This window comes from Alcanivorax sediminis (genome assembly GCF_009601165.1).
GTDB classification, from domain to species: Bacteria; Pseudomonadota; Gammaproteobacteria; order Pseudomonadales; family Alcanivoracaceae; genus Alcanivorax; species Alcanivorax sediminis.
This window is the reverse complement of the sequence record NZ_WIRE01000001.1, coordinates 1,533,532-1,559,352: the sequence shown is the minus strand read 5'-3', so window position 1 is coordinate 1,559,352 and position 25,821 is coordinate 1,533,532. Positions and strand designations below refer to the sequence as shown.

General features: G+C 52.3%; 25 protein-coding genes and 1 pseudogene. 9 read left to right on the top strand and 17 right to left on the bottom strand.

All coding sequences use genetic code 11. The features are described 5' to 3' along the window. Nucleotides 1-35: 35 nt before the first annotated feature. From GFN93_RS07060 to GFN93_RS07045, 4 genes are all read right to left on the bottom strand, one after another. Nucleotides 36-995: a sulfite exporter TauE/SafE family protein gene (locus GFN93_RS07060; RefSeq protein WP_153500074.1), complete on the bottom strand. Its 960-nt coding sequence runs from the start codon at nucleotides 993-995 to the stop codon at nucleotides 36-38. Further along, nucleotides 995-2,545, bottom strand: a complete 1,551-nt coding sequence (locus GFN93_RS07055; RefSeq protein ID WP_235901710.1) for a flavin-containing monooxygenase — start codon at nucleotides 2,543-2,545, stop codon at nucleotides 995-997. The genes GFN93_RS07060 and GFN93_RS07055 overlap by 1 nt, the downstream gene beginning before the upstream one ends. 62 nt (nucleotides 2,546-2,607) lie before the next feature. Beyond that, nucleotides 2,608-3,246, bottom strand: coding sequence for a chorismate--pyruvate lyase family protein (locus GFN93_RS07050; protein WP_194285759.1), 639 nt, complete (start codon nucleotides 3,244-3,246; stop codon nucleotides 2,608-2,610). A gap of 58 nt (nucleotides 3,247-3,304) precedes the next feature. Next, a complete protein-coding gene (locus GFN93_RS07045; protein WP_153500071.1) occupies nucleotides 3,305-4,540 on the bottom strand; it encodes an FAD-dependent monooxygenase in 1,236 nt (411 codons plus the stop codon). A gap of 354 nt (nucleotides 4,541-4,894) precedes the next feature. Here GFN93_RS07045 and GFN93_RS07040 point away from each other — a divergent pair, with 354 nt between their 5' ends. Continuing rightward, complete coding sequence (locus GFN93_RS07040; RefSeq protein WP_153500069.1) at nucleotides 4,895-5,653, top strand: glucose 1-dehydrogenase; 759 nt, start codon at nucleotides 4,895-4,897, stop codon at nucleotides 5,651-5,653. 124 nt (nucleotides 5,654-5,777) lie between these two features. Then, nucleotides 5,778-7,775 (top strand): transketolase, encoded by a 1,998-nt coding sequence (gene tkt, locus GFN93_RS07035; protein ID WP_153500067.1) that lies wholly within the window; start codon nucleotides 5,778-5,780, stop codon nucleotides 7,773-7,775. On the opposite strand, the gene GFN93_RS07030 is transcribed toward tkt, so the two are convergent. Both GFN93_RS07030 and GFN93_RS07025 read right to left on the bottom strand, forming a co-directional pair. Continuing rightward, nucleotides 7,772-8,353 carry a TetR/AcrR family transcriptional regulator gene (locus GFN93_RS07030; protein WP_153500066.1) on the bottom strand — a complete coding sequence of 194 codons (582 nt, stop codon included), beginning with the start codon at nucleotides 8,351-8,353 and terminating at the stop codon, nucleotides 7,772-7,774. The two genes, tkt and GFN93_RS07030, sit on opposite strands and share 4 nt — an antisense overlap. A gap of 279 nt (nucleotides 8,354-8,632) precedes the next feature. Next, the gene (locus tag GFN93_RS07025) at nucleotides 8,633-9,238 is read right to left on the bottom strand and encodes a TetR/AcrR family transcriptional regulator (RefSeq protein ID WP_153500064.1); all 606 of its coding nucleotides are present in this window, start codon (nucleotides 9,236-9,238) and stop codon (nucleotides 8,633-8,635) included. An 85-nt stretch (nucleotides 9,239-9,323) separates the two neighbouring features. On the opposite strand from GFN93_RS07025, the gene GFN93_RS07020 reads away from it, so the two are divergent. From GFN93_RS07020 to GFN93_RS07005, 4 genes and pseudogenes are all read left to right on the top strand, one after another. Beyond that, nucleotides 9,324-10,625, top strand: a complete 1,302-nt coding sequence (locus GFN93_RS07020; RefSeq protein ID WP_328594358.1) for an oxygenase MpaB family protein — start codon at nucleotides 9,324-9,326, stop codon at nucleotides 10,623-10,625. Between the two features lie 161 nt (nucleotides 10,626-10,786). Then, nucleotides 10,787-11,446, top strand: a pseudogene (locus tag GFN93_RS17545) (patatin-like phospholipase family protein); the annotation flags it as partial. Between the two features lie 48 nt (nucleotides 11,447-11,494). Further along, nucleotides 11,495-12,994 carry a POTRA domain-containing protein gene (locus GFN93_RS07010; protein WP_328594722.1) on the top strand — a complete coding sequence of 500 codons (1,500 nt, stop codon included), beginning with the start codon at nucleotides 11,495-11,497 and terminating at the stop codon, nucleotides 12,992-12,994. 11 nt (nucleotides 12,995-13,005) lie between these two features. Next, complete coding sequence (locus GFN93_RS07005; protein WP_194285756.1) at nucleotides 13,006-13,830, top strand: lipoprotein N-acyltransferase Lnb domain-containing protein; 825 nt, start codon at nucleotides 13,006-13,008, stop codon at nucleotides 13,828-13,830. Nucleotides 13,831-13,956: 126 nt separating this feature from the next. On the opposite strand, the gene GFN93_RS07000 is transcribed toward GFN93_RS07005, so the two are convergent. The 3 genes from GFN93_RS07000 to GFN93_RS06990 form a co-directional block, all read right to left on the bottom strand. Then, nucleotides 13,957-14,769, bottom strand: a complete 813-nt coding sequence (locus GFN93_RS07000; protein WP_153500057.1) for an SDR family NAD(P)-dependent oxidoreductase — start codon at nucleotides 14,767-14,769, stop codon at nucleotides 13,957-13,959. Further along, nucleotides 14,766-15,794, bottom strand: a complete 1,029-nt coding sequence (locus GFN93_RS06995; protein ID WP_153500055.1) for an NAD-dependent epimerase/dehydratase family protein — start codon at nucleotides 15,792-15,794, stop codon at nucleotides 14,766-14,768. The genes GFN93_RS07000 and GFN93_RS06995 overlap by 4 nt, the downstream gene beginning before the upstream one ends. A 64-nt stretch (nucleotides 15,795-15,858) precedes the next feature. Continuing rightward, nucleotides 15,859-16,380 (bottom strand): 2,4'-dihydroxyacetophenone dioxygenase family protein, encoded by a 522-nt coding sequence (locus GFN93_RS06990; RefSeq protein WP_208993726.1) that lies wholly within the window; start codon nucleotides 16,378-16,380, stop codon nucleotides 15,859-15,861. A 149-nt stretch (nucleotides 16,381-16,529) separates the two neighbouring features. Between GFN93_RS06990 and GFN93_RS06985 the strand changes: the two genes are divergently transcribed. Both GFN93_RS06985 and GFN93_RS06980 read left to right on the top strand, forming a co-directional pair. Then, a complete protein-coding gene (locus GFN93_RS06985) occupies nucleotides 16,530-17,531 on the top strand; it encodes an AraC family transcriptional regulator (protein ID WP_153500054.1) in 1,002 nt (333 codons plus the stop codon). A 21-nt stretch (nucleotides 17,532-17,552) separates the two neighbouring features. Then, nucleotides 17,553-17,723, top strand: a complete 171-nt coding sequence (locus GFN93_RS06980; protein ID WP_153500052.1) for a hypothetical protein — start codon at nucleotides 17,553-17,555, stop codon at nucleotides 17,721-17,723. 22 nt (nucleotides 17,724-17,745) lie between these two features. On the opposite strand, the gene GFN93_RS06975 is transcribed toward GFN93_RS06980, so the two are convergent. Continuing rightward, the gene (locus GFN93_RS06975) at nucleotides 17,746-18,675 is read right to left on the bottom strand and encodes a DUF808 domain-containing protein (RefSeq protein WP_153500050.1); all 930 of its coding nucleotides are present in this window, start codon (nucleotides 18,673-18,675) and stop codon (nucleotides 17,746-17,748) included. Between the two features lie 122 nt (nucleotides 18,676-18,797). Between GFN93_RS06975 and GFN93_RS06970 the strand changes: the two genes are divergently transcribed. Next, nucleotides 18,798-19,502, top strand: coding sequence for a 4'-phosphopantetheinyl transferase family protein (locus tag GFN93_RS06970; RefSeq protein ID WP_153500048.1), 705 nt, complete (start codon nucleotides 18,798-18,800; stop codon nucleotides 19,500-19,502). A gap of 2 nt (nucleotides 19,503-19,504) precedes the next feature. Here GFN93_RS06970 and GFN93_RS06965 read toward each other — a convergent pair whose 3' ends face one another. The 7 genes from GFN93_RS06965 to GFN93_RS06935 are packed head-to-tail and all read right to left on the bottom strand — an operon-like array spanning nucleotide 19,505 to nucleotide 25,797. After that, nucleotides 19,505-20,344, bottom strand: a complete 840-nt coding sequence (locus GFN93_RS06965) for a tetratricopeptide repeat protein (RefSeq protein WP_153500046.1) — start codon at nucleotides 20,342-20,344, stop codon at nucleotides 19,505-19,507. Between the two features lie 8 nt (nucleotides 20,345-20,352). Next, on the bottom strand, nucleotides 20,353-21,309 hold the full coding sequence (locus GFN93_RS06960; RefSeq protein WP_153500044.1) for a type II secretion system F family protein: 957 nt from the start codon (nucleotides 21,307-21,309) through the stop codon (nucleotides 20,353-20,355). A 15-nt stretch (nucleotides 21,310-21,324) separates the two neighbouring features. Then, a complete protein-coding gene (locus GFN93_RS06955; RefSeq protein ID WP_153500041.1) occupies nucleotides 21,325-22,311 on the bottom strand; it encodes a type II secretion system F family protein in 987 nt (328 codons plus the stop codon). A gap of 9 nt (nucleotides 22,312-22,320) precedes the next feature. Continuing rightward, nucleotides 22,321-23,622 carry a CpaF family protein gene (locus GFN93_RS06950; protein ID WP_153500039.1) on the bottom strand — a complete coding sequence of 434 codons (1,302 nt, stop codon included), beginning with the start codon at nucleotides 23,620-23,622 and terminating at the stop codon, nucleotides 22,321-22,323. Between the two features lie 27 nt (nucleotides 23,623-23,649). Beyond that, nucleotides 23,650-24,837, bottom strand: a complete 1,188-nt coding sequence (locus GFN93_RS06945) for an AAA family ATPase (RefSeq protein ID WP_153500038.1) — start codon at nucleotides 24,835-24,837, stop codon at nucleotides 23,650-23,652. Between the two features lie 26 nt (nucleotides 24,838-24,863). After that, the gene (locus tag GFN93_RS06940) at nucleotides 24,864-25,364 is read right to left on the bottom strand and encodes a TadE family protein (protein ID WP_153500036.1); all 501 of its coding nucleotides are present in this window, start codon (nucleotides 25,362-25,364) and stop codon (nucleotides 24,864-24,866) included. Continuing rightward, entirely contained in the window at nucleotides 25,354-25,797 is a 444-nt protein-coding gene (locus GFN93_RS06935) for a TadE/TadG family type IV pilus assembly protein (RefSeq protein WP_208993725.1), read from the bottom strand. Before GFN93_RS06935 ends, GFN93_RS06940 begins: the two co-directional genes overlap by 11 nt. Nucleotides 25,798-25,821: the final 24 nt, after the last annotated feature.

Sequence of the window (25,821 nt, the reverse complement as noted above, 5' to 3'; positions counted from 1 at the left end):
TGTAACTCCTTGACTAAAGTCCTTTTTCACGAGATTTATTTGAAAAAATAAAAAATAAGATGTGGAAGAGAGCTAAGAATGATCCAGCATGATGCCGCGACCTTCAGCTTATGCGCACCAAGCCATGTTGCTATATAGCGAGCCACAAACCCGCCGATCAAAGCCCCGGGAGCGGCAAAAACAAGCACATGAAGGCTAACGACACGTTCCGCCATGAAATGGGGTATAGCGGAAAGAACGCTAACAGCGCTTACACACACCGCAACCGCGACCGCAACATTGAGTCTTACACCAATCGCAATAAGATAAATCAGTAGCAGTTCGCCCACTCCCACAGAGATCCACGAGGTGACGACCCCGCCAATGGAGCCAACCATGGCGAGACCGAGCATCTCTTGCGCACCAAGGGCATTACTCCGACCGATGGACTCAGAACGGTTACGTAACGCACGCTGCAATATGTAAGCACCTACAAACAGGGAGAAGACGGAGAAGACCAGTTCAATGTCGAGATATGGGTCTGGTAGCAATTTCAAGGTAAGCTGAATACCCACGCATGAAGAAAGAATCGCTACCGATAACATCAGGTAGAAATTTCGCCATTGCTCCGGAAGCACCCTTCTTTCCCTTTCATGGTAAGCAATCCACGCCAACGAGCCTGAGCTCATACCAAAGCACTGAATTGCAATACTTGTGGAAAGTGATTCGATAGGCGAAAACCCAAGCCCAATAAAAATTGGCAGGAAGACAATCCCTCCACCTGCACCTGTTGAATTAGCAATGGTTGCGGCAACAACGCCCATCAAAAAATAGAGCAGGGATTTTGTTAAGCTGAGATAGCCTCCAGCTCCAGGGTCATTAATGACTTGCTCACCAAGAACAAGAAGGATAATGATGCTCAGGACGTAGAAGACCAGCCTCATCACAGCTATATTGCCGGGGCTTTCCCCTCCAACAAAAGCCTTAAGCCTCAACATGCTGACACGGCTGCTCATTAGAGAAGCTTCCGCTGAGCATATAGATTCACCGAATCAAGAGCATGAGCCACCCTCATTCTCAAGCCCATCTTGACCACGTTATTAAACTTACTTACCGGGAGCTGACGCAGTATACGGTGTGCGATCTTCTTTTTACTTCCAGGCCCCACCAAACGGTACTGGGTCGCCTGAGCAGGGCCATACATCATGGTCAACCAAAGCAATGGATAGCGCACAAAATACTCTTTCAACGGAGGTTTGCATCCGATTACTTCTGCCATGCCATCCATGTATCTGAAATAATCAACCAGGCTTCTTATTCTTTGAGCATTTTTGCCAAATTGCTCAATATTCTTATCATGGTCTTCGTTAATCGATTTATGCATCATCTCATGATTAGGTAATTCCGCCTGTTTACTACAAAGAAGGGCGAAGTAACGAGACTGCATTTCCATGATAGGGAACTGACTGCCAAACCCAGGCCTTGCCACACCAATCCAACACAAAGAGTCACCCAGTTCAGGATGAATCATATGCTTGTACAAGGTTCTGGGGTCACATTGACGGTACTGTTCAGGCATGAATGGTGTGATATTGACGTACCCGGTCGAGAACACCACCGCATCAACATTTTCAAGACTGATTCTGTCTGCTGACTCCAGTCTCCGATCTTCATCAGCTACATTTACAATTTCACCAACAACTTTACAGTTGTGATATGCAATCGCCTCAGCCAGAGCCGTAGTCTTTGTTCCATAGGTGCTCCATATCCCCTTGGGGTCTGGAATTTTGCTGTTAAGCATGGCTACTGCATCGTAGAGGGGGTCATTCTTTTCTTTCTCTATTTCAATGGATCGCCTTGTAAAATATGTCCCATACTGACGCGGCAAATCCCAGATACCTCTGTGCGTTGAGATATCCGTTGCGTACTCTCCCCTTTTTCTTGGCACAACCCATCCCGCACTTTCTCTCAAGCTAATCCAGCACTGATCAGCCACACGAGAGATATCGAGAGCAATATCAGAAGCGGATTCTCCTCCTCCAACAACAAGAACACGCTTACCAACAAACGACTCAGCATTCTTGTAGTGTTTTGAGTGTGAAAACTGGATTTCTTTAAGTTTTTCTGACCAATCCGGGTAACTTTCAATACTATTATTTCCCGTCGCCAGAATTATTCTTCTTGAAAAGATATGATCATCACCCAGATCGATACGCCACAAATCTCCGTCGCGATCAACATTTGTCACTTCAGTGTTAAAACGGATAAACCCATTCACACCAAAATGAGATGCATACTTTTGCCAATATTCCACGGCTTCTTCTTTTGACCAGAAGTGATTATCTTCACCTGGCTTATTGAGAAAATCTGAAAACATGCTGAATGTTGCCGATGATGTTAGTAGCAGGCTGTCGTAACCTTTCGCAAATACGCCACCAATTGAATCAGACTTCTCCAGACAAACAATATTGTCTACGCCATTTTCAATCAGCTCCTTTGTTGCCACCACACCACCTGGACCTGCACCCACAACTACACAGTCATACAATTTATTTGATGCTTTCATATTTTTCCCCAACACAATCTCATTCCGTTGAATCAACCAAATCAATTAGATTAATAATTACGCTATTCAACAAACAAATCTGAAGAGAATTTTTCCGTAATAACCATCGACTTCTCCCCGCACGAATAAACACAGTAGGTTCTGCTCAGAACATCAGTATCCAGCGGAATGGAGAGGTGAGATGCGATCTGTGCTGTGGGCTTTTCCTTAATGGCAACAAAGTCCGTCTTGTATGTTTCAAGCCGATGTTTAGACCACAGTTTTCCAATCGGCGTTTTAGTGTTAATCAGTTCGTTGCGAAAGTCGGATGGCAGACAGTCCACAAGGATCGTAGACTCAGCATAGATATAGTTCTTCCGGGTTATCTTCCCCTTAAGAATAATTTTCCTGATCAGGACTTGCGACACCCCAGGCTGAATAGAGCTCACATGTTCATCAGGAACACCGCAAAGGTCGCCCTCCAGCTTCTGATAAACCTTCTCAATGACAATGGGCTCCTGTGATAGATACTCAAGCAACTCCGTAACAGTACCATCGGTCATCAATAGAATTTTTTGAATGTGATTTAGCTTGAGTTCCGACAGGCTTTTACCTATCGACAATTTCTTTGGATAGTATTCGGAATCTTCGCCATCCCGAACGTAGCAGCCTTCAGCAACAAAACCACTACCGGACAAGCTTTCCGTTTCTTCGGCATCCATTGTCAGCTCCTGCATCCCTTCCTGATCCCCCGCCTCTGTCTCACGCTTACGTCAAACATCAAGCAGATACAGGCTTTTTAAAATTTCCCAGGGTATTGCGGTCAAACCCGGCCACTTTCTTGTAGTCTTGTAAAATAGACTCAAGTTCATCCTTGGATATCACCTGGCTAATATCATCGAAACCGTTTGGAGCGCGCTCCTCCACTACATCTATGCATCGCTCAGGGCCAGCTTTTCTGTTCTTCAGAACGATTTCGGAGGTTGCGGTTCTTCTTTCCTCTTCATAGCGTGTAAGCGCTGCACCTAAATCCTTTTCTTCCTTGAGCGAACAAACAAATGATTCACAGTCAAGAATTGCCTGAGAGGCGCCATTAGACCCTGATGGGTACATTGGGTGAGCGGCATCTCCAAGCAACGTCACGTTGTTGTAATGCCAAGCAGGAAGAGGGTCTCTATCGACTTGCGGATACTTGTATATGGCTTCTGACTTGGCAATCAACTCTGATATTTTCAGGAATTCAAAGTTATTGAAGTGCTCAGGTATTTCTCTTTTGTCTACTTTATGAACCCAGTCTTGCCTCGGCATTTCCTGAGCTGAAGAGGTTTTGTGTTTAGCTACCCAATTCACCAGATACTGACCATCCGGCTCTTTTTTTATTGGGTACATTACCATCCGATGCTCCGACTTCCCGGCAATAATCATGGACTCAAATACGCTTGAGGCGGGCATCCACGAAACACCACGCCACATGGTAATCCCATCCCATTTTGGCGCCCCTTCATTTGGGTACATGGTTTTTCGCACTTCGGAATGAATGCCGTCACAACCAACCAGAAGGTCAAATTCTTCATTTCTTTCAGAGAAAGAGGCAATAACCGGCGTTCCTGGCTGAGATTCAAACCCCGTCAGACGGCAATCTGTATGTATTTTCTCTTTGCCAAGCTCTTCGATAACGGCGGAATAAAGGATTTGTATCAGAGCGGATCTATGGATCGAAATCTGAGGCCAGGAGTAGCCCGCATTTACCCCACGCTGATCAGAAAGAATTAACTGCCCTTTTTGCGTGTAGTAGCTAAGGCTCTCGGTCTCAACACTCGCCTCCACCAGCGATTCCAGCAAACCGAGGCCATCCATGATTCTCATTGCATGTGGCAGGATGTTGATCCCGACACCGAGCTCACTGATCTCTTTCGAAGACTCAAAGATATGAATATCCCTGTAACCTTCTTTTACCAGTGACAGAGCGAGAGTTAGCCCCCCAACACCTCCGCCTATGAGGCCAATCTTCATCATCCCCACTCCCTAGGACATCAGCAACAAGAAAACAGAACGATCATTCCAGTATTGGGCAACAATCTACATAAGCAATATTTCGTTTGCAACAAATTAACTTGAAGTTTTTTTGAATAGTGTCCCGGCTCACAAAATTTCTTTCTTGCCCACAAATGGCGCGCCAATGCTCAATTTCAGGGCGTCGCCACTTTTAGCACCCACGTCCTTATTGCCTCACTTTAAGCCACATTAAGAATTTAGATAACTTCGCCCCAGTTATCCGTTTGATCATATGAATGGGGTCATGCTAGCTTTTCGGAACGATCATTCCTGAATGGTCTGACTCCTATTCAAACGTTAATTAAAGGATGAATAATGAAAAACCTGGAAGGTAAGACAGCACTCGTGACTGGCGGAAACAGTGGCATTGGGTTTGCTACCGCCAAAGCATTGGCAGAGCACGGAGCCCGGGTCATGATCACAGGGCGATCCACTGACAAGGTTTACTCCGCTGCAGAATCCCTCTCAGTTATTGGGTCGGTTGCTGATGTTTCGGATCTTTCCGCCATCGAAAAACTGGTTTCCCAGGTCAAGGAGGAGCTTGGCTCACTGGATATTCTCTTTGTTAATGCCGGCATTTTCGCGCCTGCTCCCGTTGGTCAGATCTCTGAAGAGATGTTTGATCATCAGATGGGCATTAACTTTAAAGGAGCGGTTTTCACCATTGAAAAACTGCTTCCTGTACTCAATGAGGGTGCATCCATTATCAACTTGTCATCAATTAATGCCTATACAGGTATGCCGATGACCGCTATTTATGCCGCCTCTAAAGCAGCACTCAATTCCTATACTCGTACCGCAGCCACAGAGCTTGCTCCGAGAAAAATACGCGTTAATGCTGTCAACCCTGGCCCCACCGAAACAGCCATTTTCGGCAAAACCGGCATGTCCCAGGATGAAATCTCAGGCTTTGCTCAGGCGCTACAGGCTCGCATCCCCCTTAAACGCTTTGGCCAACCCGAAGAAATCGCCAATTTGGTCACATTCCTGGCTTCTGACGATGCAGCATTCATCACAGGAGCCGAAATCAATATTGATGGCGGCTGCAATATTAATCCTCTTCTCAGCAGCTAACTCCTGCTGAGGTAATTACCTCGTTGTGGCAACTTTATCCTGCTATGTCGTCCCCCTTGCGGCATAGCAGTTTCTTTATCTTTCCGGTTGGACACGATATCCATCGGTTTCAGGAGCAGCCTTCATGCCATCCCGTCAAGATTTAGCCAACGCTATCCGTGCACTCAGTATGGATGCTGTACAGCAAGCCAAATCGGGGCATCCTGGGGCACCGATGGGCATGGCTGACATTGCGGAAGTACTATGGAACGATTACTTCTCCCACAGTCCTGAACATCCTGACTGGTTCAACCGTGACCGCTTTATTTTGTCCAATGGACATGCCTCCATACTGCTTTACTCACTTCTGCATCTTACCGGCTATGACTTGTCCATTGATGACTTGAAGCAGTTTCGCCAACTTGACTCCTTCACACCCGGTCATCCTGAGCAGGGTCACACCCCAGGCGTGGACACGACAACCGGTCCACTTGGTCAGGGACTTGCAAATGCTGTAGGAATGGCAATCGCAGAAAGAACCCTGGCCGCCCAGTTCAATCGCCCTGGATACCCTGTTATTGATCATTTTACCTATGTTTTTCTTGGTGATGGTTGCCTTATGGAAGGGATATCCCACGAAGTCTGCTCTCTTGCTGGCACCCTTAAGCTCAATAAACTCATTGCCTTTTACGACGATAATGGCATCTCGATTGATGGCGAGGTCAAGGGCTGGTTCACTGACGACACCCCGAAACGTTTTGAGTCATACGGATGGCATGTTATTGCCGAGGTCGATGGCCATAACCCTGATGCCATCATTAATGCCATCAATGCGGCTCAAGAGTCCCCTTTTCCTTCGCTAATTTGCTGTCAGACGATCATAGGCAAAGGCTCGCCTAACAAAGAAGGCAAGGAATCTTGTCACGGAGCCCCGCTAGGTTCTGACGAGGTCCATCTCGCCAAGTTAAGTATTGGCTGGAATGAAGATGCTTTCGATATTCCTGAAGATATCTATGCGAAATGGGATGGTAAAGCTGCCGGCAAGCAACGCTTTCAAGCGTGGGCAACGCTAATGAAAGCTTATACTGATGCTTATCCGCAACTCGCCTATGAACTGCAGCGGCTCTCTCTTGGCGAACTACCTGAGCATTTCCCAAGTCAGATTGACGGGTTCATCTATGAGCTTCAGCAGAGTGCTGATCCTGTTTCAACTCGCCAGGCCTCATTGAACACATTGGATAGAATTGGCCCTCTACTGCCAGAGTTGGTAGGAGGTTCCGCGGATCTCGCAGTCTCGAACCTTACTCTATGGAAGGGTGCACAAGCGGTTACAGCCGATATGCCGGAAGGCAATTATCTGCACTATGGCGTTCGGGAGTTTGGCATGTCGGCCATCATGAACGGCATTGCACTCCATGGCGGCTTCACTCCCTATGGCGCTACCTTTCTCGTTTTCATGGAGTACGGACGTAATGCGGTCCGCATGGCATCATTGATGCAACAACAATCGATTTTCGTTTATACACATGATTCTGTTGCTCTCGGAGAGGATGGCCCTACTCATCAACCGATTGAGCAACTTACCTCATTGAGAAACACCCCCGGGCTCGAAACATGGCGCCCCTGTGATGCGGTAGAAACGGCTGTCAGCTGGAAAGCGGCCCTGGTTCGCACGGATGGCCCCTCCGCTCTTGTTCTGTCACGCCAGTCACTTCCACCACAGAATCGTTATCCCTCTCAAATCAAGGAAATTGAAAAGGGTGCCTATATTCTCAGTGATAGTGAAACGCATCCGGATCTTATTATTCTTGCCACTGGCTCGGAGGTATCCGTTGCCATGGAAGTCAAAGCTTTACTCACTGGACACAATGTGAGGGTGGTCTCGATGCCCAGCACGTCGGCCTTCGATCGACAGGACGCCGATTACAAGGAGAAAGTATTACCTCGCGCAGTCACTGACAGGGTTGCAATAGAGGCCCTTCATCCTGATTTCTGGCACAAGTATGTCGGCCTTGAAGGTCTTGTTATTGGTATTGATCAATTCGGGAAGTCTGGTCCCGGTGAGAAAGTAATGGAGCACTTTGGATTTAATGCAGGGAAGATACGGGAAAGAATACAACGTCACTTTTCTGATAGGTATTAATCGAGCACACCAAGCACCAGATCAATCTGTGCCATCAATTTTTTGGGGCTTTTTTCCAACTTGGCAATAACGTTAAGTCCAGAAAAAAGAGTATAAATCAAGCCGGACAAAGTCTTGATATCTTTGTCCGGTGAGATTTCCCCACTCTCAATGCCTTTCTTCAGGAAACCCTGAAAAACCTTTTCAAAGAGCATCCGGTTTCGCGAAAGGGCTTTGAGGAGCACTTCATCACCAGGAACGAGCTCGGTGGTTGAGTTCACTACAAAACAGCCTTTTCGTTCTTCATCTTCAAGGGTACAGGCCACTGAAGAGTAAAGCAGATTTCGAATACCCGCCTTCACGCTTTCCTCATTACTCAGTAGCGACTTCACCCCTTCCCGATTAATACGACAATAGTTATCCAGTGACTGATCAAAAAGATCCTTCTTTCCTTCAAACGACTCATAAAGGCTTGAACGATTCAAACCAACGTGCGTTACAATATCTTGCATACTGGTAGCATGATAACCCTGCTTCCAGAACAAATTCATGGCACGCTCAACAACGTCCTCTTTATTAAAACCTTTCGTTCTTGCCATATTTTTTCATTTAATTAACGGAAAAAATCCTCACTGGGAGGTTATGAACCGGAGTCACAAAACGCAAGAACAAAGCGATAAAACAATGAAAAAACCATTTCAGCGGTATAACACTCCTGCACACCGGTAGGTAAAAAAGTGAAGCTCGGCGCCCGGCCCAGCACCTTCACAATATGCTTACCCCATAATGAAGAGCCCTATAATTAAGTGAACAAATGCGCATATATAAGACCTCTTATTCTCGGCAGTCGCTTTCTTCGATTGCCTCAAATGCAATGGCTACTTCGTGTCCGGACTAAGTGTTTTCACGATCATGTCTGTCAGCACATCCACAATCTCATTGTCTTTGATCATGGAAGCGGGAATGGCCAGATACCGCGCAAGGGTTGCCATGGATGCGTTGATTACAACAAAAAGCCGTACATGCAGATCATCAATCGGGTATTCCTGGTAATTAGCCCTGAACCAGGCCATGCCAATATCCAGTAACTGCTGCTCCAGCAATGACATGGCGTACTGGGGGGAGAGCTGATTCCAGTGTTTGGCCAATTCCCCGATCACCGGGTCGGCCCGCAGGGCATGCAAGGTGAAGACCAGCCCCGTCCTTGCCAGAACCGGCAAAGGCATTCGTGCTATATCCAGCTGGCTCTGCTGCTCGCTGAAGCCCTGCATCAGCTTCCTGGCCTGCCATTCCAGCACTGCAGCCACCACCTCTTCCTTGTTAGTGAAGTAGTGATATAGCGACGCGATATTAACCCCCGCCTTGTCTGCGATGTGATTGGTCGTGGTGAACTCCAGGCCTCGCTCAACCAATGTGGAAGCGGCCGCTTCCAGGATCCTGTCCACCATTTCCCGGGACCGCTTCTGCTTGGGTTGTCGGCGCATGTCTCCCTCAAAACGCAAGTTGAATTCAAGTAATTGCTTGAATTAGCTTAACCGAAACAGCCGCAAGAATGCGAGGAGAACTCCTGTGTCCAAGGCCCAAACCAGCAAATCCGCACAGCATCCACGCTCACAAGGAAGTCAGCCCACCGCCAACAGGAATGTGCCTCACCGTGTGAGGCCCTTTGAGGTCACCCAAAAGCTGCCTCGTCTGCAGCGCCTTGCGTTTGGTAAGGCACTGGCGCCATCCCGCGAGCGCTACGACCAGCTGGTGGACGCTCTCTGGCAAGGCGATCCGCCCATGGATTGCTTGCTCGACTGGATGATGGCGGAGGACTCACGCAACCGGAAGGCTATGTATGAGCTGGCTCTCAAGGAAGGTATCAATAAGGTAGAGAACGCTCCCACTGAGCTGAAAACATTCTTTGCCATGGTTGATCAGGAACCCGTTTGGCTGGACAGGGAACTGCTTGAGCAAGGAGTCAGCGTGGTGCAGAGTCTGGGCGAGTTCGGCCTGTACATTATGCGCGATCAGGCGCTGATGGTCGGTTACCTGCTGAGTGGCTTCAACCACGCCCTGGTAGCCACTGGCGCGCTGAACAAAGGCGCCTCCCAACGCACCGGGGAAACGCTGAAATGGTGGATGGACTGCACTGAGCACGGCGGCATGGAGCGCTTTGGTGAAGGGTTTATCAATACCCTCCATGTGCGCTGGGTACATGGCATGGTTCGTCGCCACCTGCAATCGCGCAAGGAGTGGGACAGCAATGAATGGGGCATCCCCGCCAACCAGACTGACATGATTGCCACCTATCTCGCCTTCGGTTCAGTGCTACTGCTGGGAGTGAGGCTGGGCGGCGTCATCATTACTCCCCGGGAATCCCGGGCGGTGATGCACCTGTGGAAATATGCCGGCTGGTTGATGGGTGTGGAGGAACAATGGCTGGTGGATTCAGAACTGGAAGGATTTCGGTTATTGCGCCACACCCAAGCCACCCAATCACGGCCGGACTGGACCAGCAAAGAGCTCGGTCAAGCCCTCTCCAAAGAACCCTTTGAAAGGGTTTATCCCTGGAAGAACAAATTTCCGCGATTGCACAAGCTCTACCTGAAGTACGAATATCACTCTCACCTGAGCCTGACTCGCCTCTTCCTCTCCCGCGAACAAATGAATGCGTTGGGTCTGCCCGACTGGGTACTGCCCTGGTACCCGGCCATGACCACACCCATGCGTGTCGCACGTGAGCTCTATACCCGGCTGGGCCCGGTCGACAGAAAGAAACTGGAGCGAAAAGGCCGTAAACAACAGCGGTACCGCATGCAGGCAGTTTTTGGAGAGCGAGCACACGGCATCATCAAACCTGACAAGAATCACCCCGCTCACCTTTGAGCGGCCATGCGCCAGGGTTGCAGTCATTCTCCGACAGAGTTGCCGCTGACGGTATTCTCTTTCATTAGGGCATATGTGGTGACCTACGCGAGCATCGCGTAATTAAACCAGCCCCGTTATGATGAAGGCACTCGGCTTGGCCACCAAAGAGAATCCGACACGTGAACAGGAAAGGGACAAACCTGCTATCGGGGTTTTTTGCATTTTTTTTCTGCTGTTCTCTTCCCGGCATTGTTTCCGCAGGGGAGCGCACTGGGCTAGTGCTCTCCGGCGGTGGCGCCCGAGGCCTTGCTCATATAGGCGTCTTAAAAGCCCTGCATGAGCACGGCATACATCCCAGTGCCGTGGCCGGCACCAGCATGGGGTCCATTGTGGGCGGACTGTATGCCACCGGCTATTCCATCGAGCAGATTGAACAGATCGCCGTGGAGATGGACTGGAAAGAAGCCTTCTAGGACAACTCCCCTCGCTCGCACTCCCTGTTTGTCTATCGACAGATGGATGCGGGAGCCCCTGTGGACTATCGTCTTCGCATCAATCGCAAAGGCATTGCCCTGCCCCGTGCAGCTCTGCAAGGCCAACATCTCACCCTGATTCTCGATGAGATGTTTTCCCCTGCCAGGGACATCACCGACTTTGATCAGCTCAAGATCCCTTACCGGGCGGTGGCTGCGGATCTGGTGACCGGTGAGCAGGTCGTGCTGAAAAGTGGGCGGCTGAGTTCAGCGGTGAGAGCCAGCATGTCGATTCCGGGCCTGCTGGAACCCATGCTGCTTGATGACAAGCTGCTCGTGGATGGCGGCATCGCCAATAACATTCCCATTGATGCGCTCAGTGACCAGTCACTGGACCGGCTGGTTGTTGTCGACGTGGGGAGCCCGCGTTGGGACAAGGAAGAAATCAACTCCATCGCCCTGGTGCTTGCACAGCTGAGCGCCCTGCTGGTTCGTAATAACAGTGATCAGAGCCTGGCTACCCTTGAGGAAGATGACATTGTCATCAAGCCCGATCTGGAGGGCATTTCCAGCAGCGATTTCAGCAAGGCGAAACAGGCTATTGACGCGGGTTATGCGGCCGCCATTCAGGTGCTGGGGCCTCCCCCTCGTGCGCTAACGCAAGCCGAGCAGGCACTCCCCGAAAGGCTGTCCTCACGGGAGACCCATCCGGTCATTGATGACATCATTATTACCAACGGTGGTGTTGTCAGCGACAAGGTCATTCGCGCCATGATCAGACAGCAGCCCGGCGCACCCCTGGATCGCGAGAAAATTCGCGAGGATATTTCGCATATTTACGCACTGGATTACCACGACAGCATCCGCTATCACCTTAAAAACAGTGAGGGGCGCAACCAACTCTTCATTGAGGCGGAAGAACGGGACACCAGTAATACCTTTGCCCAGATCGGCCTTCAGTTTTCTGATGATATGCGCGGCAACGGTACTTTTGGCCTGTTTGGCTCATTACGGATCGCCGGGCTGAACCGTTACGGCGGTACCGCGGCCCTGCTGGCCAACCTTGGTTCTCGCCCCATGCTGGAAGGCCGCTTCTTCCAGCCTATCGATCACAAGCTCATTTTCTTTGTAGAGCCCGTGGCTGGCTATCGTTCTGACTCCATTGACCTTTATATCAACAACGACATTGATGAACCCGCTTTCGCCACCTTCCGACGCACAGAAGTGTATGGCGGACTGGATGCCGGGGCTGCGCTGTTTAGGCAAAAGGGGGAGCTGCGCGTTGGAATGCAGGCAACCGGCGGCGACATCGAGACTCAGGTCGGCATCCCCTTTGATATTGAGAGCTACCAGGATCGATACGCGTTCTCCCGGCTAAGCTGGGACACCTACGATAATCTCGCCTTTCCAACGAAGGGGATAAGAGCCGCTCTGGAATATCAGCATCATGACCCGGACTTCGGCGCCGATGCAGACTACCAGCGACAACTGATTGAGCTGGGGTTTGCCACTACTTTGGCTGGTTTCTCACTGGTAGCTGAGGCCGACGCGGCCATTTCTGAGGAGGAACCCGGCACGGAAGCAATCGAGCCACTGGGCGGTTTTCTTCGTTTGTCTGGCCTTCCGCCTGACAGCATCTGGGGCAATCACAGCGCCCTCGGCCGGCTGGTGGTAACGCGCCCATTGCGACGCAACCTGCTACTGCCCTCCTCTGTACAGATCTATGCCGGCGCGTCCTATGAAACGGGCAATGTATGGTTGAACCGTGACGACGTCGATACCCGCTCACTGCTTTCTGGCGGCAGTCTGTTTCTTGGCACTCATACCCCGCTCGGCCCGGGTTACCTTTCTCTGGGTTACACCGAAGGCGACCACTACTCCTTCAATATCTATTTCGGCCATGTTTTTCGATGAGAAACGACACCATGACAACCTGGAAGCGCATTCGCAAAATCGCCGTTTGGGGAGTCTTTCTATCAATCTTGTGCTACGCCCTCTGGTTCACCACGCGGGTTGCCCAACAGGATGACAACTGGAAGACGGGCTACCAGCGCTTACCGGAGATTCACTTAAGTGGAGACACCCTTATCATCGAAGGGATGCGTGATTTCCGCTATGACGAAAATGGCAATGTGGCAGTAGCCCGTTATATAGACCGCCACTATGTGCTTTCACAGCTCCAACGGGTCTGGTTTGGCCTCTCACACTTTGGTGACTATGGTCTTGCACACGCGTTCGCCAGCTTCGAGTTCAGTGATGGTCAGTTTCTGGCGGTGTCCATAGAAGCGCGCTTGCGCGAAGATCAAAATGAGTACAGCCCCCTGGCCGGGGCACTTCGTGAGTACACCAAGTTTGTCGTTCTGGCCAGCGAAGAGGATGTGATTGGCCTCCGTTCGTTTGTCCGGCAGGAACCCCTCTATCTCTACTCTCTGAATGGTTCTGCGCTACAGGGGCAGGCTCTCCTGCTGAATTTTCTGCGCCGCGCGGACAACCTTCGCCACACTCCGGATTTCTACAACACCCTCACCGACAACTGCCTGACCGGCCTGCTGGCTGAATCCGGTCGCTACAACGATCTGCATCACTCGCTGGATTACCGCATTCTTCTACCGGGCTATGCTGACGAAGTGTTGTTTGAACACCAGCTGATTGGACAGGGAGAACCACTGGAAGAAATCCGCGCGGGCGCAAGAATCAATACATCCGTTTCTCCAGACACACACAATTACTCCATTTTGATTCGCCAATAGCACCTGGTGAGAATGCGTTGTGCTCCATCTTTAACTGAGTTTCTCTTTGCATCTGGTCTTTCCGGCAAAAAAAAGCCCCGCATCGGGGGAGATGCGGGGCGCAAAAAGTGCAAAATGCACCAGGAATTAGCCAGGGCTTCGAATCGGATACTGCTTCATCAGCTTTTTAACCATCATCTGGATGTAGCCATTAAACAGGCCCGGCATATGACGGGCCACAAATCCTGTCGCCTTGCCCAGGAAGCTGGGAATAATCATCCACTTGCCAGCATCCAGTGCTGCCACGATCTGGTCACAGGCATCATCCGGATCCATACAACCTGCGGTCTTTTTCAGTTCACGGGCAATCGGGTTGCCATCAAGACGCTCCTTGTCCACCAACGGCGTATGTACTTCCGGCGGACAAATACAGCTCAAACGAACCCCAAGCGGCTCGTATTCATAGCGCAGAGTCGTGGCAAGACCTACCACACCGAATTTTGATGCCCCGTAGGCACAGTAACCATAGTTACTGGTAAAGCCCGCCAGAGAAGCAACCAGGGCAAGACGGGAACCTCGCGCCATGTGAGGCATCACCGCCGAGGCAAAATGCAGACTGCCATTCAGGTTGATATCAATCACCTTGCGGAACTCTGCAGGCTTCATATCTGCCAGGGTCTTGTTGATCGCCACGCCGGCAGAGTTGATCGCCAGATTCGGGTTACCGAATTTCTGCACTGCCAATGTTACCGCCTTGGCAACGGCCACATCATCGGTAATGTCCATTTCGAAAAAAGACCAGTGGCTACCACCTTCATTGGCAGCCTGAGTCAGCAAATTCTGGCTTTCGTTGCTGACCAGCAGATCCAGAACGCTCACTGAAATGCCACGCTTCAGGTAACGACGCGCCATGCCCAGTCCAAGGCCGCTGCCGCCACCGGTAATCATTACGTGATTCATGCCTTTCCCTCCAGTTCGCCACAGGCTCTGAGCCACAGCTCAGACTGACGCATACCTTCTGCAAAGTTCACTTTTGGCTGATAACCCAGCAAACGCTGCGCTTTTTCGATGGAATACGCGCCTTTGCGAGAGAACATCAGCATGGTGTCCGGGGTTACTTCGTCGTGACGCTTGAGCATCTGGTTTACCTTCCAGACCCCCGTGGTCAGCGCCAATGCAGCTTTCAGGGGCAAACTGTGCGGAGCGCCCTTACGGCCCGCCCAATGCCAGTGATGACTGAAGAACTCTTTGCAGGAGACGGCTTCGCCCCCCCACAAGATGAAGATCTGGCCGCGACCCTCTTCCAGGCCTGCCGCGAGCATGATGCCGTCCAGCAAGTCTTCAATATAAACAGGGGTAAAAACGCCCTGTCCGTTGTCAGGCAGCACCAACTGGCCGGACCTTGCCATTTTCAGGGGCTCAATCAACCACGCTCGCGAGCCCGGGCCATACACGTCGCCCGGACGAATAATCGTTACATCAATTTCACCCGCCGCATGGGCAGCGAGTGTCACGTGCTCACTGGCCCCTTTGGCAACGCCATAAAGGTATTCATTGCCGATCACCACAGGGCAGGTTTCATCGGCGCCATCCGGGTAGTCGTACCCCATGGCGGCAATGGATGAGAAATGCACAAAGCGTTTCGCACCTGCCGCCACCGCCACATCAATGGCCTGACGAGTGCCTTCGACAGTGACCTTGCGATATGCGGGCCACTGGGCTGCCAGACTGACAATGGCCGCGGTGTGAATGAACAGTTCGCAGCCCTTGGCATGCTCCGCCCAACCCGACGGGTTAGTAATATCTCCCGCAACAATATTGGCACTTTCATCTGCATTGAGGTCCATGCCGCGCACATCACAGCCAAGCGCCTGATAGCGCGCCATGATGGCTCGACCAATAAAACCGCCTGCGCCAGTTACAAAAACGGACGTTGGCACGGCCGGTTGTTGTCCATTACTTCCCGTTGGCATTGTTGTTGTCATGCTGTATTCCCGCTGCAAAAAATGGAGCTGCTCGCTGGAGCAGCCCCATCAAGGTCAGTAACAATTAGTCTTTAATCTTGTTCGCAAAGTCGGGCATGGACGGCTTGATATAGGTGGCCGGCTCCATGCCGTTTTCCTGGATGTACTGTTCAATCAACAGAGTGATGGAGTTGGCATCCAGAATGCTGTGGTAATTGCCATCCGCATCAAAATTAACGTTGGCGCCCTCCACCAGCATCAGGGTGTCAGTCACTTCAGTGTTGTCGGCCGGCACATTAAAGGTGTGGATGCTGCCGCCCGGCTCAAAAAGGTAGCAACCTGCGGTCTGGGGCTGATCAGGGTACTCCACGTAGTTCCACTTGCCTGACAGGGTCCACAGGTGAACAGAACCGGTGTGGTAGTGCATCGGTAGCTGAACGCCGGGGTGGAACATGACGCGCAGAACCCAGATCCCACGGTTGACGTCAACGTACTGGGGCTGGACGTCCAGACCGGGAACCATGATGTCCTTGTAGATGGGCATCTCGTTGTTGTTCAGCGTCAGCAGAGAATCGTGATCTTTTGCAAGCATCGGCAACATGGACATGGTTGCTCTCCCTATAAATATGATTGTTGGAATTAACCTGGAGACAGACATACTGCGCTGAAAAAAACAGCTAAACTTGATAAAGTGCGCCAATGATTTAGCATTTTGCGCCAGGTATACACTTAATATTCCCCGGAGGGCTGACAAGCATGCAGGACTTTGCAAGGGCTTCTGCGCTGTACGGCTTTGACTCCCTGGCGGAAGAGTATGGTCTGCCCCACAAGGCACTGCTCAAAGAGGTGGGCCTACCCGAGAACACCCTGGACCACCTGCAAGGTCTGGTGTCCTATCGACGCTTTCTGGCGTTGCTGGAGCTCAGTGCCAAGCAGGCCGGTGATCCACTATTTGGCCTGAAGCTGGGACTCCGGCAAGGTATTACGGTACTCGGGCCGATTGTCTACTTGCTGAATAACGCCAGCACCGTGGGCGAAGCGCTGAGTGAATTGCGCCAATACTTCCATCTGCACATGGGTGCCGCCCACGTGGAAGTCAGCGCTTACGGCGACAAGATCCAGCTGGCCTACCGGGTATTGGACCCCAAGCAACCCGGCATCAACCACGGCGCCGAGCTGGCACTGGGCGTAGGCCGGAAGATGCTAAAAACCTTGATGGGACATAACTGGACCCCCCACCCCATGCTGCTGGAGCATGCTCCCCAGGCACCGTTGCAGGCTTACCGGGACGTGCTGGGTATTGTCCCCCGGTTCAACAGTGATACCACGGCCCTGCTGCTCGATCCCGAAGAACTTGAGCTACCGCTCAGCGAGGCGGACCCGGCCCTCCATCAACTGATTCGTGCGCACCTTGATACCCTCCAGCGTCTCTCCGACCTGGAATTACCTGGTTACGTCAGCAACCTGATGCGTGATCTGCTGCCCCAGGGCAGGGTCAAGGTCGATCAGGTCGCTGAGTGCATGGCCATGAGCCGACGTACCTTGCAACGGCGACTGGGGGAGTCCGGAACGAGCTTTCAGAAAGTGCTGGACGATACTCGCCAGAACATGGCGCTTCGCTATCTTCGTGATTCACAGCTGCAGGTGACGCAGCTGTCTGACTTACTCGGCTATGCCGACCTCAGTGCCTTTTCGCGCGCGTTTACCCGCTGGTTTGGCATGCCGCCTTCACGGTGGACGCCGGATAACATCGGCTGATATCCCCCCAAGGAGAGTTGCATGGATGGACACAAGACCGCACTGAAAGACTGGAAGCAGATTATCGAGACGCTTCGCCAGCAGGGCAAAGAGGAAGAGGCCTCTGCGGTAGAGGCCGCGCTTGAGGAAGGAAAGAAAGTACGCGCTATTCAGCTGATCAGGGCCTGTGGCCTGTCGCTGGAAGAGGGCTGACCGGCGCCAGCCCTCAAACCGATCAGCTTGCCGCTGCAGCCTTCCCGCGTAGCCGGGAGGCCAGGCTGACGGCCGCCAACACCACCGCTCCCGCAATCACTCCTCCCACCAGGTTCACCAGTAAGGGCACGGCAAACGCGACGGCGGAGGCCATTTCCTGCAGGTGATGCACCCAGTCATGGGAGCCCGGAATACCGTGCACCAGAATCCCCCCGCCCACCAGGAACATGGCCAGGGTACCCACCACTGACAGCGACTTCATGAGCCAGGGCGCCACGGCGAGGATACCCTTGCCCACAGCCACACGCATGCCGGCAGCAGGTCGATCCGGTCGGGTGGCTGCCAGATACAGGCCTGCATCATCCAGTTTCACAATCGCCGCAACCAGACCATAGACACCAATGGTCATCAGAACGGCGATGGCGCAGATAGCGGCTACTTGTACAGAGAAACTGGCGGATTGAACCGCACCAAGGGAAATCACAATGATTTCAGCTGACAGGATGAAGTCCGTACGAATCGCGCCCTTGATCTTGTCCTTCTCAAACGCCACCAGATCGACGGACGTATCCGCTATCACCTTCAGCTTTTCTTCATGGGCCTGTTCATCACTTCCGTGAAAGAGTTTGTGAGCAAGTTTTTCGCAGCCCTCATAGCAAAGAAAAGCACCACCGATCATGAGCAGTGGGGTAATCAACCAGGGCAAGAAGGCACTGATCAGCAATGCCGCAGGCACCAGAATGAGCTTGTTGACGGCGGAGCCTTTCGCCACCGCCCATACTACAGGCAATTCCCTGTCTGCCTTGACGCCAGACACCTGTTCAGCGTTCAGGGCCAGATCATCGCCCAGTACCCCTGCCGTTTTCTTGGCAGCCACCTTGGTCATGACAGACACGTCATCCAGCAAGGTCGCAATATCATCAATCAATGCCAGCAAGCTGGTTCCAGCCATCCTTGTTTTCCTTCTGCTTGATCATCAGCCCCGCAGTGTACCTGTACCGCCATCCGTCCGCAGCAGGCTCACTCCACCTTTGCTATAGTCTGCCATGTCATCCACCCGAAGATTGATTATTCATGTCCGCCACCGCACAGCCCCGCCCAGCCAGCCTCAGCAGACTGCATCGAGAGGAGCTTTCCTCAGGGTTGATTCGTATCAGCTGTCAGTTTCAGCCGGAGCTGTTGAATGATGAGCAGTTTGCTCAGGCAGGCATTCCGTTACCTCCATCTCTGAGGACCGCTATCAGCAAGCGAAAAGCGGAGTATCTGGCCGGTCGCTGGTGTGCCCGTGAAGCTCTCCAGCTACTCGGGTTGGAGGGGATCCCTCAGCTCACACAGGACCGCTCGCCATCATGGCCAGTGGGCGCAGTCGGCAGCATCACCCATAGTCACGGGGTGGCAGAAGTGATGGTTGGCGACGCCAATAAGTGGCTGGCAGTGGGGGTGGATACCGAACAATGGGTGAGCACCGAGCGTGCCGCCAGGCTGGAGCGGGAATTGCTCACGGAGGAGGAGTTGAAGGCACTTTCAGGCATGACCCCGTTGCAGCGAGCAAACCGCCTGACGCTGATCTTCTCGGCCAAGGAAAGTCTGTTCAAGGCACTATATCCACTGACCGGCAAGCGATTCTATTTTCACGACGCGGTACGCCGGCACCCCAACAGCCTCACACTGCTGCGAACCCTGTCAGCAGACTGGCCAAAGGGCACCCAGATCCCCTTCCGCTGGCGGGAACGGCAGCACAGCGTACTGAGCTGGATTGCGCTGCCGAAACCGCGCTGAAGCTACTCGCCGACCAGTTCAAGATTTCGGGCAATACCGGGGTTATAACGGGGGGACATGTCACTGGCTTCCCGGAACAGCTTTTTGGCACGCTCGAGATCACCGTTGAGGTAGGCAATATAGCCCGCGTTATTTCGAGCCTCGGCGGCGTCCAGACTACGCTCCCACGTGCTGATGGCGCGACGGTAATTACCCTGACGAGCTTGGGCGATGGCCAGATTGTTGCGCAAACGGTCTTCTTCCGGATAGCGAACCAGCGCCCTCTGAAGCAATTTTTCAGCCGCAGAGTAATCGCCAGCCATAATGCGTGAGTAGGCAGCATTATTGATCACCAGCGGATTGTCACCGCCGCTCTCCAGCGCCATACCGTACCAGCGGGCAGCAGCGTCGTAATCCGTATCCATATCTGAGGCAATCCCCAGCCCGTTGAGCGTGCGCCAACGAGACGCTTCACTGGTGTTGGTAGCAAGCAGCTGCTCCCTTGCTGCCTCCACTTCCCCAAGCCCCAGCAGCGCCAGGCCCTTGCCTTCCTGGGCCTCGATCAGCGCAGGATCCTCCTCCAGCAGTACGGTGTAGGCATTAAGCGCTTCCCGATTCTGACCGCTGTCGAGGGTCAGTTTGGCAATGGCCAACTTGCCCCTTATTCCCCACCTATCTTCTCTTTCAACCAGGGGAAGGAATGAGGAGAGTGCACCACCATAATCCCCACGCTGCCTAGCCGCCTCCCCTTCCGCATAGCTGGCCTCCGGCGTCTGGACATCAAGTTCCGCATCTTCTACTTCAGACGTTGATGCACAACCAAGCAAAACCGCCATCATCATTACTGAAAGCATGTATCTCATTTGCACACCTACATCCCATCAACAAAGCCCGTGTAAATTTGAATCGCTGCAGGCCCAAGAATAACCAGAAAAAGTGCCGGAAAAATAAAAAGCAGAATCGGGATCGCCATTTTGACCGGCAGCTTTGCCGCCTTCTCCCGGGCAGTCTGAATGCGAAGGTCTCGCATGTCATCAGCGTGAGCACGAAGGGCATCAGCAATACTGGTACCAAAATGTTCAGCCTGAATCAGTATCGACACCAGGGATTGCATCTCATCCAGATCCGTACGTTCCGCCAGTGCTTTCATTGCTTCGTTTCTCGCCTTGCCCGCACGAATCTCAAGGGTAGCCAATAATAACTCATCACTCATGGCCTCTGAGGTGTGGCGAAACTCTTCCCCAACTCGCTTGATAGCAGCATCAAGACTCAGGCCTGCCTCAATACAAACCACCAGCAGATCCAACACGTCAGGAAAAACTTCAGAAAGGTGCTGACGGCGGACCTCTTCCTTGTGACGAATATAGATATCCGGAGCGAAGAACCCAATCACCCCTGCTGCGACCAACGATACAACAATCCAGTAACGCTCACTGACCAAAGTCGGATCGATCGCAAAGGGAACCACCGCAATAACCGGCAATAATATGGCGAGCAACAGCTTGCTCAGGTAGAAAACACTGACGGCCTGTTCACCACGAAATCCCGATCGCACCAGACTCGCCCGTGTCCTGGACTGTTTCCATTTGTCATCCGGCACCACCAGATCGGCAACAGGCTTCAACCATTTGACAGTGAAAGGACCGTCATTTTCGGGCTGTTCTTTCTTCTTCTGTGCAGCAGGCGCCAGACTCTGAATTTCACGAAGGCGGCGGTCGACTGTGCCATGGCCACTGAACATCCAGTTCGCCGCAGACACGATAAGTATGACCATCAGTATGAACAGGCACACCATGATCAGTATCAGCAGACTGTTTCCTTCTAGCATGGTATCGCTCCCTGTCTATACCCGGAAATTAACCATTCTCTGGATGATCACATAACCGGTTAGCATCAGCGCCAATTGGGCACCGATGACAATAAAGCCCATGGTGGACTGTACTAGGATATTGAGATAACCCGGGTTCATCACCACCAACGCACCCGCCACGATGAACGGAAGTCCGATCAGAACGTTGGCTGACAACTTCATCTCTGCAGCCAGCACACGAATCTCCCTCATGGTTCTCGCACGTGCTCGCATCACGCCTGACAACCGGTTCATCACCTCTGCCAGATTGCCCCCAGTGGTCTTCTGAATTAGCACAGCAGTAATAAAATAGCGCATCTCCTCACTTCGCGTTCTTTGTGACAAATGCTCGAGGGCATCTTCCAGATCCATACCAAAGTTGAGTTCATCGAAGGTGGTAGCAAACTCGATAGCAATCGGGTCATTCATTTCCAGGCTTGCCTGACGCATCGCCGCAGAGAATGGGTTTCCCGCCCGCAGGGCCCTGGCCAGATAATCCAGCGCATCAGGAAGCTGGGCGGAAATGGCGCTGGATCGCTCCCGGGTTTTTCCCTGAACATACATGTACGGGAGATAGAAGCCTGCCACCAGTGCGATTGGCAAGGAAACAAACCAGATCGCCCCCAGCACCAACCACAGTAGAATAAAAAAGGTAACCACCAGAGCCAGCTGAATAAGAATATAGCGAGAGACGGTAAGGTCGACGCCAGACTGAATCAGCATTCTGTCCAGCGCATGTGAGCGTGGAAAAGCGGAAAGGAGACGATTGATTACCGGGACTTCACTGAACATTCTCCGGCGCAACAAATTCATTGCCTCTTCATTGCTCATGCCAGAGGCAGAGAGACTTCGCAAACGCCGGCTGACCGCCTTGGTACGCTCCACATTCATAGAACGGTAGAGAAGATAGAACCCCTCGATACCGCCGACTACAGCCAGGAAGGCAATAATCGATATGACAATAGTGCTTTCATTAAGCATGACCGCCCCCTACTCGTAAACACGATCAGGATCGAAAACGCTTTCATCGAGAGGAATACCTCTCTCACGAATACGCTGCATCATCATCGGCCGGATACCGCTGGCACGGAACTCGCCTTTCACCCGCCCGTTCTCATCGATACCATGACGCTTGAAGTAGAAGATTTCCTGCATGTTCACCACATTCTGCTCCATGCCAGTAATTTCCTGAACACTGATCACTGCCCGACGCCCATCTGACATACGTTCAGTCTGGATAATCAGATCCAGTGCTGCGGCGATCTGTTGCCGAATCACATTGGGCGAAATGGAGACACCGGCCATGCCGATCATATGCTCAAGACGTGAGATCGCATCGCGGGCAGAATTGGCGTGAATGGTGGAAAGTGAGCCATCATGGCCGGTATTCATGGCCTGCAACATGTCCAGAGCTTCTTCCCCCCTCACCTCACCCACCACAATCCGATCGGGGCGCATACGCAGGGCATTACGTACCAGATCCCGGGCCATCACAGCACCCTTGCCTTCGATATTGGGGGGGCGGGTTTCCAGGCGCCCCACATGGGGCTGCTGCAGCTGCAGTTCTGCCGAGTCTTCAATGGTCAGAATACGCTCGTTATGGGGAATAAACCCGGATACCACATTAAGCAGTGTTGTCTTACCGGAACCAGTACCACCGGAAATCAGAATATTGGTTCTGGCCAGTACCGCAGCCTTGATGAAATCAGCAACCGGCTGGGTGATGGAGCGAAAGTTGATCAGATCCGCTACGGTCAAAGGATCAACCGCGAACTTACGAATGGAAAGCAGCGGCCCATCTACCGCCAGAGGGGGAATAATGGCATTCACCCGTGAACCATCAGCCAGACGGGCATCCACCATGGGGCTGGACTCATCGACACGACGCCCTACCGCTCCGGCAATTTTCTGGATGATTCGCATCAGATGGTCATTGCTCTGGAAACGAACACTGGTTCTTTCCAGTACCCCGTGACGCTCCACGTAACAGTCGTTGTAGGTGTTGACCAGGATATCCGACACCGACGGATCCTTGAGAAGGGGCTCCAGTGGGCCCAACCCAAGCACCTCATTCTCGACATTATCGATCAATGCCGTCTTTTCGTGCTCGTTGAGTACGAAGCCGCTCTCGCTGAGCAGATCCCTTACCGCATTACGAATCTGTTCGTGGACTTGCTGCCCTTCCATACGCTCCAAAACCCGCAAGTCCAGGCGCTCCATGAGCATGGCATGCAGCTTTTTCTGCACCGCGCTGAAGTCTACTTCCTGTCCATTCCTGTCGCTGACAAACATGGTGAACTCCTTTTCTGTTGTCGCGAATTACTGTCGCCCCATCAACCGATCCAGAAACCCTCCGGACTCCCTTTCTTCCCCGGTCAGCTCAAACAGAACCGCCTGGGAAAGGCTATTCAGATCCTTTGCAAGCCGGCTAGATCTGGCATAACGCGACAAAGGCACGCCCCTCTCCTGTGAACCAATCGCGGTATCATAATCATTAGCTATCCGGACAATGCGTTCGATACGCAGTGTTTCCTGAATCTGCTTGTCGGTCACCGCCGCATGTTTTGAACGATAGCGGTTATCCACGATGGTAACCTTGTCATCACTGATACCTGCACTGTGGAAATAGGTGGTCAACAATCGGGCATCACGAATCACTGCCAGGCTGCGCTGAATCACCATGTAGATGCTATCACTGCTGCGCAGCACTTCTTCCGTCCACTCATTGATGACTCTGGGAAGGTCCAGCACGATCACATCAAAGCTTTCCCGTGCGGCTTCCAGAAACTTTTTCACATCCATGGCGCTGACGCGGTCCAGACGGGTAATTTTCAAAGGCGCCGGCAACGCTGACACCCCGGAATCATGCTGGCTCATCATGGATTTCAGCATAGTGCCATCCAGTCGCGCGGACTGGGAAAACGCCTCCATCACGTTAGATTGCCACTTAACATCAAGATAGAGGGAGACACTGCCGAACTGGATATCCATATCCACCAGGGCCACCTTGAGGTTTTCATCCATCTCCGCCAGATCGCAGGCAAGATTCACCGCCAGCGTTGTCGCTCCACTGCCCGACTTGCTGTTGATGATGGAAATAACCTTGCCATTGTGTTGATCACTTTCGCCGGCAACGCTGTCAGCAATACGATCCAGCTCGCGAACTACATCCCGCTCTGCGGGAGGCAGCGAAAACACATCACGCACGCCAGCTCGCATGAAGGTTCTGAAGGTATCCACATCAGGCGAGGGATGGCAGGCAAAGAATTCAGTTTTGGGAAATTCTCGCGACAGCAATTGCAGCTGATGAACATCAATACCCACGTCATCGCCGGCTTCAAAAATAACCACCTGACATCCTGACTCGCGAATTTTCTCGGAGAGCACTTCGTTGGCCCCCACAGGGATGGCAACAAACCCTGCCTTTGCTCCGCTAATCAGCCGTGCAAATTCGGCTTTGGTTGTCTCGTTCCTGTAAACCAGTGTGGCAATCACACCCTGTGTCATAAAACTACCCTCTCATCCCCACAACACTAAGGGGTATACATGTCTTCACTTATCCTGGTACTGGTAAACGGCGGCAAGGTAATCGTCGGTTCAAAACCAATCAACCCCGGTAAGATCAGTTTGTAATCCTGCCCCGTTATGGATACCGATATCTCCCGAATGGGATCAGGATTGCTGGCAAACCCGGTTGATGAACAACCGTATCGAACCTGCACATTAGAGGCGGCCAGGTTCTTGTAAATCGGCGTCATTTTCCCCATTAATCCGGCACAACTCGCCGAACCACAATTCGCCGTCAACTCAGTCACCGTAGTGCAATCCAGCGTCGAAATATCCGTTACCGGATTATTCACAATGGCATAGCGAGCCCCGGCACGGGTCGCCTCCACTGCACGGGTGAAATGAAATACCACTAGTGCCAGTTCAATGATTGCGAATATCAACAGAATGAACAGCGGAAGCGTGAGGGCCATTTCGACCATCACCGCCCCGCCTTGCTGTCTGCGCTTCATCACGTCATTCACCATGGAATCTCTCCTCGACGATGGCACTGAGATTCAAGGGGTCCAGATCCAGAAATGGCACCAGGGTATCGCCGAAAATGGCGCGGAACGGCACACTCACCGACGCGGTAATGACGCAGGCATTCCCCATGCCGGTAACGGTTCGCTGGGCGACGGAAAAGCTGGCATCAGCAGCATCCAAATCTGGCAATAAAGGCTGCCCCGTACCGGATTGCCGACCATATGCAATCAGGTTTGCAGCATTTAATACCGAAGCGCTCCAGGTCGCCCCCTCGGCACAATCCGAAGTTACTGCCTGTGGCGACCGGCTCATATACCTGGCACCCGAAGCCGCCGCCTTGCTTAAGGTATTCTGCTGATAGATTGCGCGGCCCAACTCCGTGATGCCAAACACCAGAACGACAATCATTGGCAGCATGATGGCAAACTCCACCATGGCAGCTCCGGCCTGGTAAGACCG